Here is an 18,520-nt window from a genome sequence, read left to right as displayed (position 1 = left end):
AATAAAAAGACAGGGGTAGGGTAAGATGCAAAAAGAAATTAGAGAGAAAATGGGCGTATTGTTGGGATTAGTAGGCGTTATCTGTTTTAGCTTAACCCTTCCTTCTACAAGCATTGCAGTCAAGTATTTCGGAACGACAGTCGCTGGTTTAGGAAGAACAGCTGTAGCTGCTGTTTTAGTAGCTGTGATATTGATTGTACGAAAAGAAAAATTTCCTTCTCTTCGCCAATTTAAAAGTCTGGTGATCGTCGCTTTAGGCGCAGTTTTAGGGTTTCCTTTGCTCACTTCTTGGGCAATGAAATCATTGCCTGTTTCTCACGGAGCGGTTGAACTGGCTCTTTTACCATTAGCCACAGCCGGTTTTGCGATGTTTAGAGGGGGTGAACGTCCTTCTTTAAAATTCTGGGTCTCAAGTATAATCGGTTCGGCAGCTGTTATCGTGTATGCTCTTCACCTCGGATTCGGTCAACTGCAGTTTGCCGATGCAGCTTTACTAGCAGCGGTGCTGATACTTGGACTGAGCTATGCAGAAGGAGGGGTGTTAGCAAGAGAATTAGGCAGCTGGCAAGTAATTGCTTGGGCCATTATCATCGGTGCACCATTTTTTATGATTCCAGTAGGACTAAGCATTACAGCTGAAATGCTCCATGCGCCTTTACAAGCGTGGGTTAGTTTGATTTATCTCTCAGTAGTGAGTCAATTTTTAGCATACGTTGCTTGGTACAGCGGGATGGCTATGGGTGGAATAGCCAGAGTTAGCCAGGTTCAATATTTACAGCCATTTTTAATGATTCTGTTTGCAGCTCTATTTCTAGGTGAAACAATTACACTTTTTACTCTTGCTATAGCAATAATTGTTGTCTTTTCGGTTGTACTAGGCAAAAACGCTTCGGTGTCAAAAAAAGAAGTGCATCCACAGAAAATAGTGAATAAAGACGCTTAACTAATATGTGAATTTGTTACATTAAAACAACATGCTCTATTCCCATTAGCAATCAGCAGATTCATTCGGTCTTCTGTTTTTCTATGTAAGTCTCAAGAGCCAAAGTATAAGAAATGAATGAATTTCCTATGTGAAAAAGGTATATAACGGTTTTTTTTCACATAGGTTGAACATTATACAAGAACTTGTACACCAAAAAAATACAATTAGATAAATAATTCGGATTGGGCTTGTCATATACATAGAGAGAAGAGGTAGTGATGAAAAAGGACGGGAGATAGAGGAGATAACGAGATGAACACTTTTTTGAAGGGAACGTTTATTCTAGCAGGTGCTGCCTTTGCAGGAGAGTTAATTGAATTTCTTGTAAATATGGTACTTGCTAGAGAATTAGGAAGGGAAGGCATGGGCATGTACATGACTGTTCTTCCTATCATTTTTCTTATTGCCACCGTAGCCAACTTAGAACTGCCTATTTCTATTTCTAAATTTTTGGCCGAACATCACCGCAAAGAACATCAGCATATGATGAAGCATGCCACCATTTTTGCGACTGCTGTGAGCTTGGGAATCTTTTTTATTACACTGGCCGTATTAGCAGCCTTTCCATTTTTCAGTCACTATCATCCTTACTTAAAATGGGTTGTACTATGTTTCATTCCGGTTGTTTCATTTTCAGCCGTGCTTCGTGGATATTTTACGGGTAAAAATAATATGACGACTATCGCCGTGTCTAATTTTATCCGCAAAGCCTTTCAGCTAACGATTTTATTTGTTGTTTTTCAAATGTTTGCTTTCACAGATGTTAAAATGTCGCTGTTTATTGCGATTTGTACGCTAATTGGAACCGAAGCTGTTATTTTACTTTATTTTTTTATCACGTATGTTACTCAGTTAAGTGTTTTATCAAGAGGGCACAGACCTTTGCTTTCCCCAAGTGAGATTCGGAAAAAGCTGTTAGGCGTCTCACTTCCGACCACGGGACTGCGTTTATTTAATGCGGTATGTAATGCTGTTCAGCCGTTTTTAATCAAACACGCGCTCGTTTTGTCGGGCATGACTTTAACCGGGGCCACGCAGCATTTTGGTATGCTAACAGGTGTAGCGATGTCGATCGGCTTTTTTCCAGCTTTCTTTGCTCATTCTCTTTTAGTAGCACTAATACCTGCTGTATCTGAAGCTCATGCGAAAAATCAGGAAGAACAGCTTCAAAGACTTTTGACTCAAAGTATGCAAATGACATTTTTATATGGGATTCCGTCTATAGTGGCAATGTATTTCTTTGCTGAGCCGCTTACTAACTTGTTTTTTCATTCTACAGAGGCCGTGTACTATCTAAAGGCTTTATGGCCGTATTTTCTTTTTCACTTCTTTGCTGTTCCGCTTCAAGCTTATTTAATTGGACTTGGCTATGTAAAAGATGCTTTTTATCATACGATTTGGTCTCATATTGTATCTTTTTCCCTGATGTTTTTCTTAGGATCACAAACAAATATTGGCATGCAGGGAATTATTATCGGAATGAACTGTGGCGTGGTTGTCTTGACCGTTCTGCATTATGTAACGATTTGCAAAGTCATCAACGTTTCCTTTTTTTCACTTAAGCATAAAACGCATTTATCTTAAAAAACCTCCAACGGTGAAGTTGGAGGTTTTTTTGTTACCAGTTATTCATAATTGAGCTAAACAGTGTAGCAGGGTCTTGTCCGCCGCCGCCTGATAAGTATTTCGTTGTTTGCGTAGAATTAGCATTATCAAAGCCAGCGTGGATAGAAACGACTGCATCATCGGTATACCCGACAAACCAAGCATCTTTGACATCGTTGGTTGTACCAGTTTTACCTGCAGCATCTCGTGAAGAACGAGCGTTAACACCTGTTCCATAGCTTTTTTCAATCACATCTTGCAGCATGGATGTCATTGTATCCGCATTTTCTTCACTCATTACTCTCTCTGTCTGAATGTCTGGCTTTTTCACTTCACCGTCGCGCATCTCAATTTTTCGAATTGCGTACGGCTTAGTCATAACGCCTTTGTTAGCAAAAGTTGTATATCCTTGTGCTAACTGAAGGGGAGAGAACGTTGTCGTCGTTCCTCCAAGAGCAAGCCCTAATTTTGACTTATCGTCATCTTCAAGAGGAAGTCCAGCTTTTTCCATAAATTTTGCACTTGTATCAATACCAATTTGTTTTAAAAGCCAAACAGCTGGAACGTTGAGTGAACGAGTAAGTGCTTCACGCATTGTCACATGCTTTTGATATTCACCTTCTGCGTTTTTAGGGCTATATCCACCGCCAAAGTCTTGTCGTTCGTCACTTAGGAGTGAAGTTGGTGTATAATCTCCAGTTTCTAAGGCTGGACCATATACGGCTAAAGGCTTAATAGCTGAACCAAGCTGATAGCCGCTTGTAGCACGGTTTAAGCCGTTTCGCTCATAGCTGCGTCCTCCATACATCGCTGAAATCCCACCTGTTTTAGGGTTGACAGCTGAAATTCCAACCTCTACTTTGCTGTTGATGGCATCATCTCGGAACGTATGATTTGCTACAGAGTTATTAATCGATTCCTGTAAATTAGGATCTAAATCTGTATAAATGGCATAACCACCCTTATAAAGGTCATCAGCAGATACGCCATACTGTTGAGCAGCTTCTTTAATTACATAATCAATAAATGCTTGATTAGAGTTCGGTTTTTTAACAGGAACACTAGGCTCGACTACACGTTCATTTAACGCTTGCTGATACTGAGTATCGCTAATAACGTTTTGGTCATGCATCAGTTTCAATACAACGTTTCGTCGGGCTGTCGCTTTTTCTGTACTATTGCTTGGTGAATACGTACTCGGCGCTTTTGGCAGTCCCGCTAAAAGCGCAGCTTCGCCTACGGTTAAATCTGATACAGGCTTATTAAAATAAAGCTGAGAAGCTGCACCAATACCATATACACCGCTTCCGAAATAAATTTGATTTAAATATAATTCCAAAATTTGATCTTTTGTAAATTGTCTTTCTAAGCCTAGTGATAGAAACATTTCATCTACTTTACGTTTAATGGTCTTATCACTAGATAAGTAAAGATTTCTTGCTAACTGCTGTGTAATGGTACTTGCGCCTTCAGCTTTACTCATTGTTACAATGTTCTTAAAAAGGGCGCGGCCAATACCTTGTAAATCAATCCCAAAATGCTTGTAAAAGCGACGGTCTTCCGTTGCAACAAACGCCATTTTTACATAATCGGGAATTTCATTGCTCGAAACATTTTGACGGGGAACGGTTTTATACAATTCGTCAATCTTACGGTCATTTTTGTCATAGACTACCGTACTTTGAACCGACTGCAGTTTCGAGTAAGATAAATCAGCCGTTTGCTGAAATTGCTTTAATACATAGGTAACTCCCAGCATTACAATTAAAACAACGACTAAAAAGGCTAAAATAAATTTCCTCATGTTGGTTCACTCCACTAAGTAATAATTCCATGTTCACACATAGCTACATTCTTCGTCTTTACAAGGTCGTTATGTAAAGAATGCTGAAGTTTGTTGACCCATTCAATCTTTTAACAGAGAGATGGGTGATAAAGTATTAACGTTCACAAGCTGACGCGCTAAGTTTAATAAAGGCTATTATTCAAGTGCAGGTAAGTTTTTAGGGTATAAGATGATTGACATGAATAGCTCTTTACGCAGTTATTTTTTGCTTACTCGCAGATGCTTCGTTTTTTTATTAAACTGAAACAAAGTGAAATACAATCATCTGAACTTAGTTTACCCATAAATTTGTGTTTGTCAAATAAAGTCGTATAAAGCACCATTCGGGGCTTTGTTCCCCTTTATGAAAAAACAAGCTGGTATTTTACGTTCTGTTTCTCATAGAAAAAAGTTGTTATAACACGTATAAGAAATAAGATTTAGTACGTTCGGGTATAAATGCTGATATCTGTTGAAAGTAACGAAATAAAGAAAAAATTAACTAATTTATCAGACTAGGGCACTTTTTATACGAAGGAGGACGGGCGAGTTTTAATCATTATCCACCTTTTGACGGGAGCACTTAGCTAAAAGTGGAATATTTCTTTCCTCGCTGTAAGTCAAACGAATTAAATACCTAGCTGCATATGAGCAATGGCCATATGAAGTTATTCAGTATTATGTGATACTGCCAGCAAAACATACAGGTATTTCTTTGACAGTAGTTCCTTTACAAATGCTTCGAAAGTTCTTATAATAAAATTATCTTTAATTCGAGATATTCAAAAGGAGTGGATATACGTGAAACATATTTTTAAAAAAGGAACGGACGAGACGAAACCGACTTTATTGCTGTTGCATGGTACAGGAGGTACAGAACAAGATCTGCTCCCTGTTGCAGATATGATTGATTCCTCTTGCTCCGTATTATCTGTAAGAGGAAATGTACTAGAAAACGGAATGCCTCGTTTCTTTAGACGTTTACAAGAAGGAATATTTGATATAGAAGATTTAATTGAACGCACAAAAGAACTTCATCAATTTTTAGATGAAGCGGCTGAAACATACTCATTCGACCGACACAACATCGTAGCTGTAGGCTACTCAAATGGTGCCAATATTGCAGGAAGTTTGCTATTTCATTATGAAAATTCTTTAAAAGGGGCGGCTCTTCTTCATCCGATGGTTCCAAGAAGAGGAATTGAAGTGCCTAAGACAGACGCTTCTATCTTTATTGGCGCAGGCACAAACGATCCTATTTGCCCAGCATCAGAAACGGAAGAACTTTCTGCGCTTTTAGAAAAAGCTGGAGCGGACGTACAGGTGCATTGGGAATCATTTGGCCATCAGTTAACACGAACAGAAATTGAAGCAGCTGAAAAATGGTATCGAGCAAAATTTTAATTTAAAAACTTTCCGCATTCGTGCGGGAAGTTTTTTTATTTTTAAAAAATAATGAAAGCTATCGTACAAAAGATAGATATAAATGGTAAAAAGTACTTTTTTTACTGAATGAAGGGAAATTTTATGATATCATTTTATTTCCGGTATATCCTTGAAGAATAGCTATTTTTAGGTAAAGTATCAAATTATTTTAAAATTCCTGGCTTCTATCACAAAAAAATGAAACCAAAGTCTGAGTAAACCGTTATAATAAATGCAGGATTTAAATTCAAAAGGATGGTTAAAAGCATATGACTCGTTTTTTTATTGTTTTACTTTTCGTTCTAATGGTTATATGTGTATATACCATTATTTCGCAAACCCTTTACCGTCGCTATCATTCATCAGTCATAATAAAAGGGGTAAAAAAGCATAAAATAGCTATAACATTTGATGATGGACCTCATCCTGTTTATACGCCAAAAATTTTGGACTTGTTCAAACTGCATGAAATGAAAGCTACTTTTTTTATTGTGGGAGAACTAGGGGAAAAACACCCGTCTATTTTAAACAGAATGATCGATGAAGGACATGAAGTAGCTATACATCATCATCGTCATGTGAGTGCATGGACGCAAACACCTTGGCAATTAAAAAGACAAATTCATCAATGTGCACAGGTTATAGAGAAAGTAACAAATCAAAAGCCGCTTTTTTATCGTCCGCCGTGGGGACATTTAAATATGAGCAGTTTATCAATGGCCAAGCCATATCACCTTGTGATCTGGACAGGAATCTTTCAGGATTGGACACTAAAAACAACGAAAACGGCATTAGTTCAAAAACTAATGCGTAAAGTAGAAGATGGAGCCATTTTTGTTTTACACGATAATGGAGATACCCCGGGAGCAGATGAAAAAGCACCTGAAATGACGATTGCGGCGTTAGAAGAATTTTTACCTTACTTAAAACAGCAAGGGTATGAAAGTATAACCATGCAGCAATTGATGAATCAATCGTAAATAGAGGAGCGAGCAGTGGACTTAACAATTATTTCTCAGTATATACATTCCTATGGTTATATTGTTATTTTACTTGTACTTTTTTGTGGGATTGTTGGAATTCCAGCGCCTGAAGAATCATTTTTAATATTATTAGGCATGTTTATTGCCAAACATCAGCTGAACTTATACGAATCATCTCTTTTTGCTTTTTTAGGTGTTATAACTGGAATGCTTACTGCTTACGGGCTAGGAAGGTATGCGGGAACCCCATTTTTCGATAAGTACGGAAAATACGTAGGGTTAACCAAAGAAAAAATTGAAGCGGCAAGCGGCAGCTACCATAAATATGGGATATGGACCATTTTATTTGGTTTATATATTCCAGGCTTGCGTCAGATTAGCCCATATATGGCGGGAATAAGTCGCTATCCGTTTTTGCTTTATTTATTGTTATCGGTAGTAGGAAGTCTAGTATGGGTCCTTTCTTTTCTGATTTTGGGTTACTACGTAGGAGATCGAATTCATATTTCGTATATTATCATGGGCGCTGTAGCTTTTTTTGTCATTTATTTACTTATAAAAAGAACAAGAAACCGAAAACGTCTTGAGAGGAGGGATGGTCAATGAGGAAGGTTTTATTCTTACCGCTTTTTCAGATGCCATCTGGTCATCACCAAGTAGCAGACGCCGTTATGGATGCCATCATGGAGCGTTTTTCGCACGTTATTTGTCAAAAAATTGATTGTTTAAGCTATTGGAGCAAACCGCTTGAACAAATGATTTCATCAATATACATGAAATGGATTTCTGTTTTTCCAAAGCAGTTTGAAAAATTTTATTACGGTCATGTATACAAAAAAAACGACCATACGATGGATGACTTTGTTGTGAAAAAGTGGCCGATTATCGAATACCATATGAAGAAGTTAATTGATGCAGAGCAGCCGGATGTCATTGTTTGTACCCACAGCTTTCCTTCCTGTGTATTAAGCGGGTTAAAAGAAAAAGGAATCATTGATCTTCCTATTATAAACGTATACACCGACTTCTTAGTAAGCGACGTATGGGGTAAAAATGGAATTGAGCTTCACTGCGTACCTGATCAGGATACAAAAGCGTTTTTACAAAACGTTCACGGTGTAAAAGAGTCTTCTATTTATGTAACGGGAATTCCGGTTCATAAAGCGTTTTTAAAAAGACGGATTGACCATCTCATGCCACAGAAACATATACTGATTGCCGGAGGGAATTCCGGCCTTGGAAATGTACGCAAAATGCTTCAGCAGCTTCCGCAAAACTGTACGTATATGTATTATGTGCTGTGCGGAAAAAACAAAAAGTTGTATCAAGAACTAATAAAATTAAACCACCCGAGAATTAAAGCGGTCTCGTATGTAAAATCGAGAGAGAAAATGAATGATTTATATGAGGGAGCAGATGCCATTGTCACAAAAGCGGGGGGAGTGACAATTAGCGAAGCCCTTCACAAGAGACTACCTATTTTTATTCACTCATCTCTTCCCGGTCAAGAACAAATTAACATTGAATATCTCAAAGAAAAAGAGCTGCTGATACCGCTTAATGATGCTGAAGCCTTTGAGCAGCAGCTTAAGAACATTTTAGAAAATGATGTGAAACGAAACCGCTTGATAAAACGAATGGACGAATATGTAGACAGCTTAGAAGTAAAAGTAGATCGCGTGCTTGCAGATCATTTTAAGCTGTATCGATATGAGACAAGTCAAAATCAATTTTAAGCAGAACATTGGTTATTTCTTTTTACATTCGATAAACTAACTGTAGAGATAACATCTGTAGAAGGTTAAATGAAGTAAAAGGAGATTATAATATGAATTCAGTTATTGAAACGATTTTAAATCATCGTTCTATTCGCAAATATGAAGACAAACCATTGTCCGAAGAGCAAATTCAGACGATTGTAGAAAGCGCACAGGCAGCTTCCACATCAAGCTATATTCAAGCGTATTCCATTATTGGAGTAAAAGATAAAGAAACGAAGCGAAAGCTTGCTCAATTAGCAGGAAATCAGCCTTACGTAGAAACAAATGGCCACTTCTTTGTATTTTGCGCTGACTTTCACCGTCATGATGTCATTGCGCAAATGGAGAAAAAAGATTTATCGACAGCGCTCGAAAGCACAGAGCAGTTTATGGTAGCTATTATTGACGTTGCCCTTGCTGCGCAAAATGCAACGCTTGCTGCTGAATCAATGGGACTTGGAGCTTGTTACATTGGCGGTTTGCGTAACGAATTAGAAGAAGTAAGCAAAGTGTTAAAACTGCCTCATCATGTAATCCCGTTATTTGGTCTAACGGTTGGACATCCAGCGGGTATTACGGATAAAAAGCCGCGCTTACCATTTAAACATGTGTATCATGAAGAAACATATGAGCCGAACGATGAGCAGACGAAAAAAGAATTAACAGCGTATAACGAAGAAATTTCTGCTTATTACAATGAAAGAACAAATGGCAAACGCCAAGACACATGGACTGGTCAAATGGCTGAAATGCTTTCCAATCCTAAGCGTATGTATATGAAAGAATTCGTTGAAAAGCAAGGATTTAACAAGAAATAAAAAAGCTGAGACAAAAGTAGTTTAGCCGAATTGAAAAGCGAACCGCTCATCAAAATTTTTGATGAGCGGTTCGCTTTTTTTGTTATGGTGAACATAGGTTTCATTTATGTAGTTCCTTCTAGCAGTTGACTGGATTCATTTCGTTATGTCCCAACCTCTTTTTTTGATATGAAAAAAACTTAATATACCCGTTAAATGGTCAATAAAAAAGAAGAGGCATAGCCAGTAACGATAGAGAAATTTAACTATTTTAGTAAAAACAACAATAAAAAGCAGTAAAAAGTAGAAACGTTTCATCATATAGCCAAATTATCAGAAATATTACGATTGAATGTTCTGTTTTGTTAAGTTTTGTAATAAAAGTAGCATGGCTCTGTAACGGCTGTGAAATGTGAGGATGATATCATTCAATCATTGAGTAAATAAGGAGGTATTCGTAATGAAAAAATTTATATTTACTCTAGGAACAACAGCAATCCTTTCAGCGGGATTTGTAGGTGCAGCTTCTGCTTCTACAAGCGGAACGTATCACGTAGAAAAAGGTGATACGTTATGGAAAGTCGCTCAAAAGCACAGCGTGAGCGTAGACGAGCTAAAAGATGCAAATAACTTAACATCTAATATTATTTATCCAAATCAAGAATTAAACGTAGCTACTATAAAAGAAATGACGCACAAAGTTCAGCAAGGAAACACATTATGGTCCATCAGTCAGCAATACGGCGTGACGGTAGATCAAATTAAAGAATGGAACGGACTGAAGTCAGATTTAATTTATCCTGGCGAACAATTAAAAATTCAGTCTCCAAACGGCCAAGCTCAGCAATCAAGCCCTTCAGTAGCCCAAGCTGCTCCAGAAGCTCAGCAAGCTCAAGCGCCGGCTGAACAAACTCAAGAAGAACAGCAGCAAGCTCAAGCTGAACAAGCTCAAAAAGAGCAGCAGCAGGCTCAAGCTGAACAGGCTCAAAAAGAGCAGCAGCAGGCTCAAGCTGAACAGGCTCAAAAAGAACAACAACCTGCTGAATCGTCACAACAAGCCAGCGGCAAATCAATGACAGTTGAAGCAACTGCCTATACGGCTAATTGTGCTGGATGTAGCGGTACAACTGCTACAGGAGTGGATTTAAAAGCAAATCCAAATCAAAAAGTAATCGCTGTTGATCCTAGCGTTATTCCATTAGGTTCGAAAGTTTATGTAGAAGGCTATGGTGAAGCTGTAGCTGCCGATACAGGTGGAGCAATTAAAGGTAATCGAATTGATGTATTCGTTCCTTCTGAAGGTGATGCTCAACAGTTCGGAAGAAAATCTGTTAAAATCACGGTTATGAACTAAGAAGTTCTTTATAAAATTGCTAGTCTAGTATAGAAATACATAGCTAGTAAAACAAAAGAGGTGCCTTATGGCACCTCTTTTTACTTTATAATACGCTTTGCGCCCGCATAGCTGTTTTTCCAGTACGCTGTTGAAAGTGATTGCGTTTTAACGCCTTTGCTGCTGACATAAATGAATTCTTGTTTGTCTAGGTAAATTCCTACGACTGAAACGGATTTGCCGTTTTTAAAGAAAACTAAATCTCCAGCCTGCAGGCTGTTTTGCTTTACGTCCGTGCCGCTTTTATACTGATCTGCTACTGTACGGGGGATAGAAATATTTGAACCCGCGTTTTTATATACATACTGTGTGTACCCTGATACATCAAAACCTTTTGGTGTCGTGCCTCCATATTTATATGGCTTTCCAATTAGCGTTTTGGCATACGATACAATTTGCTGCTGTTTTGCACTAACAGAAGTTTGAGGTGCTGGAGCCGGCGAAGGTGCGCTTGCACTTTTCACTTTCAGCACTTGTCCAACTTTTAGCGCATCTGTTTTTAAATTGTTTAATTTTTTTAATTCTGCTACCGTCATGCCGTACTTTTTAGCAACTGCTGTCAGCGTGTCTCCTTTTTTCACCGTGTAGGTGCCATTGCTATCAGCCGGTGTAGATGGAGCTGTTGGTGAAGGTTGAATATCTTCATCAAGCAAATAACTCATATTTGCGTTAAACGTTACTTTTCGCTTCGTTTTATAGCTCTTCGCTTTTTGTTGAAATTGCGTATTGTATGCGTTGATTTCTTTTTCAAAATTTGCAGAGATCTTATTAAATTCCGCGTCACTTACATCTCCATACGCATAGTCTTCAAGATCCACAATGTAATTATAAAGAGCAATTAAGCTGTCGTATAAATACCCTTGAAGCTGATCAGCTTCCGAATTAAGATGATTCATCGCGTAATTTTTATCAGTCTTTGTTAGAAACTGGTCAATTTGATCTGCAAGCTGATCATATGCAGCTAACGCTTTTTCGTCATCTTTTATTCCTTCAATTTCTTTTAGCTTTTTTTCTACGGTTTTATAAAATGGTGCGTAATAATCTGCCAGCGAATTAACGTCTTTTTGATAAACGCTGACAGAAGAAGCAGCATAAGCAGAGTGACTAAAAACAGGCGTCGTCACCGATGCTCCTACTAAAACGGATGCTGCTATAAATGGTACAAGTAGTTTCTCTTTTTTCATTTGTAAAGTCCCCCAAATATCCAAATAATAGTATAGCAGATAGATTATACTATATTAGGTTATAAAAGAACTAGTACTTTTCCTTTAATTTCATATTTTTTAGCAGTTTGCGTACTTGATAGAAGATAATCTAAGGAACAAAGAAAATATGTGATACAATGTACAAATATTCAGTTAAAAAGGAAGTGTACGATATGCAGCAATTTATCAAAGAAATAGCGCGCGGAAAAAGAGGATCAACTGACTTAACGTATGAACAAGCAAAAGAAGCAGCTCGCTTAATCGCTTCTGGAGAAGCTACGGATGCTCAGATCGCTGCTTTTTTTATTGCAGAACGTATTAAAACTGAAAATGCAGATGAACTATTGGGATTCGTTCATGCTTTTCGTGAAAAAACAAAAGAAATACCGCTGTCTCAGCCGTTAAAAGATAAATCAATTGATTTTGCAAGCCCTTATGCAGGGAGGAATTCATTTTTTGCGACCATTCCTGTATCGATTTTATTAGCTGAAAGAGGTGTGCCAGCTTTTTTACACTGTACAGAAGCACTTCCTCCAAAGTTTGGAACAACGATTGAAGACGTACTTCATTCATTACAGATCCCTCGAGCTCAAACGATGGAAAACATCGGTCATGTGTTTGAAACGTTAAAAATTGGCTTTGCAAATGCCGAAACAATCTCTTATCCTCTTAGCCGCATCAAAAAAATTCGTCATGAAATTGGTGTGCGAACACTTATTAATACGGTTGAAAAACTACTAAACTTATCAAATGCTTCTTCTTTAATGATGGGGGCTTTTCATCGAACGGCCATTAATAAGATTGTGCCTATTTTTGCTTCTCTGCCTTTCAAACATGTATACGTGGTGCAAGGGATAGAAGGATCTGAAGATGTACCTGTACATAGAAGCAGCTTTGTTTTTACGATCTCAGAAGGAGAGATGGAGTCGTTTATTGTCAATCCAAAAGAATACGAACTGTTTGTGGAAGAAGAGCACTTTGAAAAGAAAATAAGTGTTGAAAAACAAGCGGAATATGTGACGCGCATTCTGGAGGGTGAATCTTCTTCCGAACTGACTTACGTCTATAATCAAGTAGTATTAAACGCTGGCTTGCGCTATTATTTATTTGGGTATGAATCTTCTATTGAAAAAGGAGTAGACTATGCAAAACGTCAGCTAGCTGAAGGTTTGGGCTGGAAACACCTGCAGAAATGGAAAACACAAGCGATTTCAAAAGAGTAAAAGGTGAGCAAATATGCTCATCTTTTTTTATCAGAAGAGATAAATCCTTTGTTTTTTGTCAGAAAATTTACTATAATTAGTTATGCATTTGTGTTAGAAAATATCACATTTGATGTTAACAAGAAAATAGATTAGCAGAAAGGAAGCTTTCATTGAAACTTACGTCGAGAGAACAAGAAAAATTAATGATTGTCGTAGCTGCAGACTTAGCAAGACGCCGTCAGACAAGAGGATTAAAACTTAACTATCCCGAAGCAGTAGCGATCATTACATATGAAATTATGGAAGGAGCTCGTGATGGCAAGACGGTAGCACAGCTAATGCAAGAAGGGACCAAGATTTTAAAACGAGAAGATGTAATGGAAGGTATTCCGGAAATGATTCATGATATTCAAGTAGAAGCTACCTTTCCAGACGGAACCAAGCTCGTCACTGTGCACGATCCAATTCGTTAAGAGGAGGGAAAGATATGATTCCAGGGGAATATTTTTTGAAAAAAGATCCAATCACATGTAATAACGGTAAGAAATCGATTAGCGTGACTGTAATCAATAGAGGCGATCGACCTGTTCAAGTAGGGTCTCACTTTCATTTTTTTGAAGTGAATGCTGCACTCGAATTCCCCCGCGAAGCTTCGCTTGGCTATCATTTAAATATTCCGGCCGGTACAGCCGTTCGTTTTGAACCAGGTGATGCAAAAGAAGTCGATCTCGTTGCTTTCTCCGGAACAAGAGAAGTCTACGGTCTTAACAATAAAACAAACAGATCGCTTTCTGATAGAAAGGAAGATGTATAAGATGAGTTTTCAAATGTCCCGGCGTCAGTATGCAGATATGTTTGGACCAACCGTTGGAGATGCTGTTCGTTTAGCAGACACAGAGCTATTCATTGAAATTGAAAAAGATTTCACAACGTACGGAGATGAAGTAAAGTTCGGCGGAGGAAAAGTCATTCGTGACGGAATGGGGCAGCATCCTCTTGCAACACGAAGCGAAGCAGCGGACTTAGTGTTGACAAATGCAATTATCGTTGATTATACAGGCATATATAAAGCAGATATTGGAATAAAAGATGGACTCATTCAAACCATCGGAAAAGCAGGTAATCCCCTGCTGATGGATGAAGTAGACATCATCATTGGGGCGAGTACAGAAGTGGTTGCAGCAGAAGGGAAAATTGTAACCGCCGGCGGTATTGATGCACATATTCATTTCATTTGTCCGCAGCAAATTGAAACTGCTCTTGCCTCTGGAGTTACAACAATGATTGGAGGAGGAACGGGACCGGCCACAGGAACAAAAGCTACCACTTGTACACCCGGAGCGTGGCATATTGAACGAATGCTCGAAGCTGCTGAAGCATTTCCAATGAATATTGGCTTTTTAGGAAAAGGGAATGCAAGTGCTAAAGAGCCTTTAATTGAGCAAATTGAAGCAGGAGCGATTGGACTTAAGCTTCATGAAGACTGGGGAACCACGGCATCTGCCATTGATACAAGCTTACAGGTAGCAGACGAGTACGATGTTCAAATTGCGATTCATACAGATACTTTAAATGAAGGCGGATTTGTCGAAGATACGATTGCAGCGATTGGTGATCGAGTCATTCATACCTACCATACTGAAGGAGCTGGAGGCGGACATGCGCCTGATATTATGGAAATGGCAAGCTTTCCAAACGTGCTTCCATCATCAACTAATCCAACAAGACCCTATACGGTCAACACGCTTGAAGAGCATTTAGATATGCTCATGGTATGTCATCATCTTGATCCCTCTGTACCAGAAGACATCGCTTTTGCTGATTCCCGTATTCGCAAAGAAACGATTGCAGCTGAAGATATTTTACACGATTTAGGTGTATTCAGTATGATCTCTTCAGATTCTCAAGCAATGGGACGTGTAGGAGAAGTGATTACAAGAACGTGGCAAACAGCTGACAAAATGAAAAAGCAGCGAGGGAAACTTGATGGTGACAGCGAAGCTGGCGATAACGCACGCGTCAAACGCTATGTAGCTAAATATACGATTAATCCAGCTATCGCTCATGGAATTTCCGAATACATAGGATCGGTAGAAACAGGGAAAATGGCTGACTTAGTCCTATGGGAGCCAGCGTTTTTTGGAATAAAGCCTGACTTGATTGTAAAAGGTGGTTTGATTGCACACAGCTTAATGGGAGATCCTAACGCTTCAATTCCAACCCCGCAGCCGGTTTTATACCGTCCGATGTTTGCTTCTTATGGAAAAGCAAGAGCTAAAACGTCTTTTACATTTGTGTCAAAAGCAGCGTACGAGAACAAAGTGGGCGAGAAACTGGGGTTACAAAAGCTGCTTAAACCGGTTAAAAATATTCGTCAATTAAAAAAAACAGATATGAAGTTAAACGGGGAAATGCCTAAAATTGAAGTTGATCCCCAAACGTACGAAGTAAAAGTAGATGGACAAATGATTACATGTGAAGCAGCAGAAGTTGTGCCTATGGCGCAGCGATACTTTTTATTTTGAGGTGAAAGAAATGGTAATCGAAAAAATTATCGGAAATATGGCAACATTAGAAAAACGGGCTCCACATATAGAAAAGGTATATATCGAAAGTGATCACTTAGTAAAACGCGTTCAGCGCGTTGTAACAGATCACGGTAAGGAACTAGGAATTCGTCTAAAAGAAAACCGTGAGCTCACTGATGGCGATGTGCTGTTTATGGATGAAAGCAATATGATTGTTGTGCAGGTGCTGGCAGACGATATTTTAACCATTCAGCCGATTGATATTCAGCAAATGGGAGAAATTGCTCATCAGCTTGGCAACCGACATTTGCCGGCACAGTTTGAAGGTGGAGACATGCTCGTACAGTACGATTATTTAGTCGAAGAATTGCTTCAACAGCTTGATATTCCCTATAAGCGCGAAAAAAGAAAAGTAAAACAAGCTTTTAAGCATATCGGACACAGTCATGACTAATTCATTGCTTTCGCTGATTCAACTATGTGATTCAAATTTTCCATCCGGTGCATTTTCACATTCGTTTGGCTTTGAAACGTATATTCAGCGAGATCAAATTTACAACACAGAAACCTTTCAAGAAGCGCTTCGTACATACCTTGATGTTCAGCTGACGTATACGGACGGCTTAGCATGCAGACTGGCTTATGAGTATGCGGCTCATGACCAGTTTAACGAAATTATGAGAGTGGATCATGAATTATACGCTCTTGCTTTGTCAAAAGAAACAAGAGAAGGGACAAGACGCGTGGGCCAGCGCATGTTAAAACTTTGCTTAGAGTTATTTCAAGGCTCTTATTTAGAAAAGTATATGAGTGAGGTAAAAGAAAAGAAGGCGTATGGACATCCTGCTGTTGTATTTGCGTTAGCCAGCCTGCAGTTAAATATCACAAAAGAAGAGGCAATTTTAAGTCACTTGTACGCTAGCATTTCTTCGTTAATTCAAAATGCTGTTCGCGGCATACCGATCGGTCAAACGGATGGACAAAAAACGCTCGTTCTTTTTCAGCCGCTGCTGCAGAAAGCACTTCAGCATATTTTACAAGCGGATCAAGAGGAATTTGGTGCCGTGACACCGGGGTTAGAAATCGCTCAAATGCAGCATGAACAATTGCATGTCCGATTGTTCATGTCATAAAAAAGGAGGGAAGGCCTTCTAACGATGAAGGCGTAAAAAATGAATGCAATTAAAATTGGAATTGGTGGACCTGTTGGTGCAGGAAAAACAATGTTAGTAGAACGAGTAACGCGTGCACTAGAAGGACAGCTAAGCATGGCGGTCGTTACAAACGATATTTATACAAAAGAAGACGCGCAATTTCTAGTAAAAAACAGTATTTTACCGAAAAATCGTATCGTAGGAGTAGAAACAGGAGGATGTCCTCATACGGCCATTCGAGAAGATGCATCTATGAACTTTGCTGCGATCGATGAGTTAGTGGAACGTCACCCCGATGTTGAACTTATTTTTGTAGAAAGCGGAGGAGATAATTTAGCCGCAACGTTTAGCCCAGAGCTCGTTGATTTTTCGATTTATATCATCGACGTAGCACAAGGGGAAAAAATCCCGCGTAAAGGCGGGCAAGGAATGATTAAATCTGATTTATTCATTATCAACAAAACAGATTTAGCCCCGTATGTAGGAGCCAGTTTAGAAGTAATGGAAAAAGATACAATCCAAGCAAGAGGGCACAAGCCTTTTGTTTTCACCAATTTAAAAGAAGATAAAGGGCTCGACCAAGTGATAGAATGGATTAAAAAAGAGGCCTTTTTAATCGGCCTTGAATCATGAGCTACACGGGTTATTTAGAGCTTCGAGCAGAAAAAAACAGTGAGCGAACCGTTATTAAAGATACGTACCATTACGGTGCTTTCAAAGTTGCCAGACCTATTTACCTGACTCCTGAATCACCTTTTGTTTATATGCTTCACGTAGGCGGAGGATACGTGAGCGGAGACAAGTATAAAACGATGATAACGGTAGAGAAAAATGCGCAGCTGACGGCTACTACTCAATCTGCGACAAAGGTGTACAAAACACCGAACGAAGCTGTTTTACAAGAAACGTGTATAACCCTTGAAGAGCAAGCCATTATGGAGTATATACCCGACCCGCTTATTTTGTATGAAAATGCTGCATTTGTCCAAGAAATAACGGTTCATATGGCACAAAACGCTGCTTTGTTTATGTGTGACAGCATCACCCCGGGGTGGTCGCCGGATGGGCAGCTGTTTCAATATACCTCTATGCGTTCCAAGCTTAAACTGTATGTAAACGAGCAGCTGAAGGTATACGATCACTTATACTTGAAGCCAGAAAGCCATTTGCGCGGCATGATGAAAATGGAAGGATATACTCATTTTGGATCGATTATCATTGTACATCCAAACGCCGACGACGCATTTATAGCGAAAGTACATCAGCTGTGCGAAGAGGCAGGCTGTAAAGTAGGAGCTTCCGCACTTCCGATCCCCGGATGTGCTATTCGAATATTAGCTGCTAGTACACAAGAAGTTGAAGTCATAATCGCTAAAGTATACGGATTGTTCCGACACCATTTACTAAAAGCTGAAGTATCACTTTTACGTAAGTATTAAAGAGGCTGGGACAAAAATATGTTAGTTGAAAGAAGATCCGAACGAGCTGGATTCTTAATGGAGAATCAAATTCGTTCGGATTTTTTTATTGGTAGGCTGAACGTAGGTTTTCTGTATGTAGCTCCTTCTAGCCGTTGATTAAAGGGCAAAGCGACGTCTTGCACAGAAATCAACAGCTGTGGAACAGGCAGTCCAGATCATTTATCCTACTTCTTC

18 protein-coding genes are annotated in these 18,520 nt (G+C 39.0%); 16 read left to right on the top strand and 2 right to left on the bottom strand.

Translation table 11 applies throughout. From position 1 onward, the window contains the following. Positions 1–25: 25 nt before the first annotated feature. Together ACFX40_RS22175 and ACFX40_RS22170 are read left to right on the top strand one after the other, a co-directional pair. Positions 26–943, top strand: coding sequence for a DMT family transporter (locus tag ACFX40_RS22175; protein WP_028409126.1), 918 nt, complete (start codon positions 26–28; stop codon positions 941–943). Between the two features lie 294 nt (positions 944–1,237). Beyond that, positions 1,238–2,569 carry a polysaccharide biosynthesis protein gene (locus ACFX40_RS22170; protein WP_028409125.1) on the top strand — a complete coding sequence of 444 codons (1,332 nt, stop codon included), beginning with the start codon at positions 1,238–1,240 and terminating at the stop codon, positions 2,567–2,569. Between the two features lie 34 nt (positions 2,570–2,603). On the opposite strand, the gene ACFX40_RS22165 is transcribed toward ACFX40_RS22170, so the two are convergent. After that, positions 2,604–4,394 (bottom strand): transglycosylase domain-containing protein, encoded by a 1,791-nt coding sequence (locus ACFX40_RS22165; RefSeq protein ID WP_028409124.1) that lies wholly within the window; start codon positions 4,392–4,394, stop codon positions 2,604–2,606. A gap of 822 nt (positions 4,395–5,216) precedes the next feature. Between ACFX40_RS22165 and ACFX40_RS22160 the strand changes: the two genes are divergently transcribed. The 6 genes from ACFX40_RS22160 (at position 5,217) to ACFX40_RS22135 (ending at position 10,734) form a co-directional block, all read left to right on the top strand. Continuing rightward, entirely contained in the window at positions 5,217–5,819 is a 603-nt protein-coding gene (locus tag ACFX40_RS22160) for an alpha/beta hydrolase (protein WP_028409123.1), read from the top strand. A 290-nt stretch (positions 5,820–6,109) separates the two neighbouring features. After that, entirely contained in the window at positions 6,110–6,820 is a 711-nt protein-coding gene (locus ACFX40_RS22155) for a polysaccharide deacetylase family protein (protein ID WP_060746959.1), read from the top strand. Between the two features lie 15 nt (positions 6,821–6,835). Then, on the top strand, positions 6,836–7,429 hold the full coding sequence (locus tag ACFX40_RS22150) for a DedA family protein (protein WP_013083764.1): 594 nt from the start codon (positions 6,836–6,838) through the stop codon (positions 7,427–7,429). Beyond that, positions 7,426–8,559, top strand: coding sequence for an MGDG synthase family glycosyltransferase (locus tag ACFX40_RS22145; protein WP_013057664.1), 1,134 nt, complete (start codon positions 7,426–7,428; stop codon positions 8,557–8,559). Before ACFX40_RS22150 ends, ACFX40_RS22145 begins: the two co-directional genes overlap by 4 nt. 92 nt (positions 8,560–8,651) lie before the next feature. Further along, complete coding sequence (gene nfsA / locus ACFX40_RS22140; protein ID WP_028409121.1) at positions 8,652–9,401, top strand: oxygen-insensitive NADPH nitroreductase; 750 nt, start codon at positions 8,652–8,654, stop codon at positions 9,399–9,401. 439 nt (positions 9,402–9,840) lie between these two features. Beyond that, on the top strand, positions 9,841–10,734 hold the full coding sequence (locus tag ACFX40_RS22135) for a 3D domain-containing protein (RefSeq protein ID WP_377256341.1): 894 nt from the start codon (positions 9,841–9,843) through the stop codon (positions 10,732–10,734). An 80-nt stretch (positions 10,735–10,814) separates the two neighbouring features. Here ACFX40_RS22135 and ACFX40_RS22130 read toward each other — a convergent pair whose 3' ends face one another. Next, entirely contained in the window at positions 10,815–11,957 is a 1,143-nt protein-coding gene (locus ACFX40_RS22130; protein ID WP_028409119.1) for a C40 family peptidase, read from the bottom strand. A 194-nt stretch (positions 11,958–12,151) separates the two neighbouring features. On the opposite strand from ACFX40_RS22130, the gene ACFX40_RS22125 reads away from it, so the two are divergent. The 8 genes from ACFX40_RS22125 to ACFX40_RS22090 all read left to right on the top strand — a co-directional run bounded on the left by ACFX40_RS22125 (position 12,152) and on the right by ACFX40_RS22090 (position 18,304). Beyond that, on the top strand, positions 12,152–13,201 hold the full coding sequence (locus tag ACFX40_RS22125) for an anthranilate phosphoribosyltransferase (protein ID WP_377256338.1): 1,050 nt from the start codon (positions 12,152–12,154) through the stop codon (positions 13,199–13,201). A gap of 152 nt (positions 13,202–13,353) precedes the next feature. After that, positions 13,354–13,656 (top strand): urease subunit gamma, encoded by a 303-nt coding sequence (locus ACFX40_RS22120; protein ID WP_028409117.1) that lies wholly within the window; start codon positions 13,354–13,356, stop codon positions 13,654–13,656. Positions 13,657–13,670: 14 nt separating this feature from the next. Beyond that, positions 13,671–13,997, top strand: a complete 327-nt coding sequence (locus ACFX40_RS22115) for an urease subunit beta (protein WP_028409116.1) — start codon at positions 13,671–13,673, stop codon at positions 13,995–13,997. Between the two features lies 1 nt (position 13,998). Beyond that, positions 13,999–15,708, top strand: a complete 1,710-nt coding sequence (gene ureC, locus ACFX40_RS22110; protein ID WP_098790616.1) for an urease subunit alpha — start codon at positions 13,999–14,001, stop codon at positions 15,706–15,708. A gap of 10 nt (positions 15,709–15,718) precedes the next feature. Continuing rightward, positions 15,719–16,165, top strand: a complete 447-nt coding sequence (ureE, locus tag ACFX40_RS22105) for an urease accessory protein UreE (protein ID WP_050689807.1) — start codon at positions 15,719–15,721, stop codon at positions 16,163–16,165. Beyond that, entirely contained in the window at positions 16,158–16,844 is a 687-nt protein-coding gene (locus ACFX40_RS22100; protein ID WP_098248159.1) for an urease accessory protein UreF, read from the top strand. The genes ureE and ACFX40_RS22100 overlap by 8 nt, the downstream gene beginning before the upstream one ends. 39 nt (positions 16,845–16,883) lie before the next feature. Further along, the gene (gene ureG, locus ACFX40_RS22095; protein WP_377256335.1) at positions 16,884–17,498 is read left to right on the top strand and encodes an urease accessory protein UreG; all 615 of its coding nucleotides are present in this window, start codon (positions 16,884–16,886) and stop codon (positions 17,496–17,498) included. After that, positions 17,495–18,304 (top strand): urease accessory protein UreD, encoded by an 810-nt coding sequence (locus ACFX40_RS22090; RefSeq protein ID WP_377256332.1) that lies wholly within the window; start codon positions 17,495–17,497, stop codon positions 18,302–18,304. Before ureG ends, ACFX40_RS22090 begins: the two co-directional genes overlap by 4 nt. Positions 18,305–18,520 lie beyond the last annotated feature (216 nt).

Source organism: Priestia sp. YIM B13552 (assembly GCF_042787775.1).
In the GTDB taxonomy this organism is placed as follows: domain Bacteria; phylum Bacillota; class Bacilli; order Bacillales; family Bacillaceae_H; genus Priestia; species Priestia megaterium_E.
This window is presented reverse-complemented; position numbering and strand designations above follow the sequence as displayed.

Coding starts and splice junctions, on each gene's coding strand:
- ACFX40_RS22175 (WP_028409126.1), top strand. CDS start 26: ATGCAAAAAGAAATTAGAGAGAAAATGGGCGTATTGTTGGGATTAGTA.
- ACFX40_RS22170 (WP_028409125.1), top strand. CDS start 1,238: ATGAACACTTTTTTGAAGGGAACGTTTATTCTAGCAGGTGCTGCCTTT.
- ACFX40_RS22165 (WP_028409124.1), bottom strand. CDS start 4,394: ATGAGGAAATTTATTTTAGCCTTTTTAGTCGTTGTTTTAATTGTAATG.
- ACFX40_RS22155 (WP_060746959.1), top strand. CDS start 6,110: ATGACTCGTTTTTTTATTGTTTTACTTTTCGTTCTAATGGTTATATGT.
- ACFX40_RS22145 (WP_013057664.1), top strand. CDS start 7,426: ATGAGGAAGGTTTTATTCTTACCGCTTTTTCAGATGCCATCTGGTCAT.
- nfsA (WP_028409121.1), top strand. CDS start 8,652: ATGAATTCAGTTATTGAAACGATTTTAAATCATCGTTCTATTCGCAAA.
- ACFX40_RS22135 (WP_377256341.1), top strand. CDS start 9,841: ATGAAAAAATTTATATTTACTCTAGGAACAACAGCAATCCTTTCAGCG.
- ACFX40_RS22130 (WP_028409119.1), bottom strand. CDS start 11,957: ATGAAAAAAGAGAAACTACTTGTACCATTTATAGCAGCATCCGTTTTA.
- ACFX40_RS22125 (WP_377256338.1), top strand. CDS start 12,152: ATGCAGCAATTTATCAAAGAAATAGCGCGCGGAAAAAGAGGATCAACT.
- ACFX40_RS22115 (WP_028409116.1), top strand. CDS start 13,671: ATGATTCCAGGGGAATATTTTTTGAAAAAAGATCCAATCACATGTAAT.
- ureC (WP_098790616.1), top strand. CDS start 13,999: ATGAGTTTTCAAATGTCCCGGCGTCAGTATGCAGATATGTTTGGACCA.
- ureE (WP_050689807.1), top strand. CDS start 15,719: ATGGTAATCGAAAAAATTATCGGAAATATGGCAACATTAGAAAAACGG.
- ACFX40_RS22100 (WP_098248159.1), top strand. CDS start 16,158: ATGACTAATTCATTGCTTTCGCTGATTCAACTATGTGATTCAAATTTT.
- ureG (WP_377256335.1), top strand. CDS start 16,884: ATGAATGCAATTAAAATTGGAATTGGTGGACCTGTTGGTGCAGGAAAA.
- ACFX40_RS22090 (WP_377256332.1), top strand. CDS start 17,495: ATGAGCTACACGGGTTATTTAGAGCTTCGAGCAGAAAAAAACAGTGAG.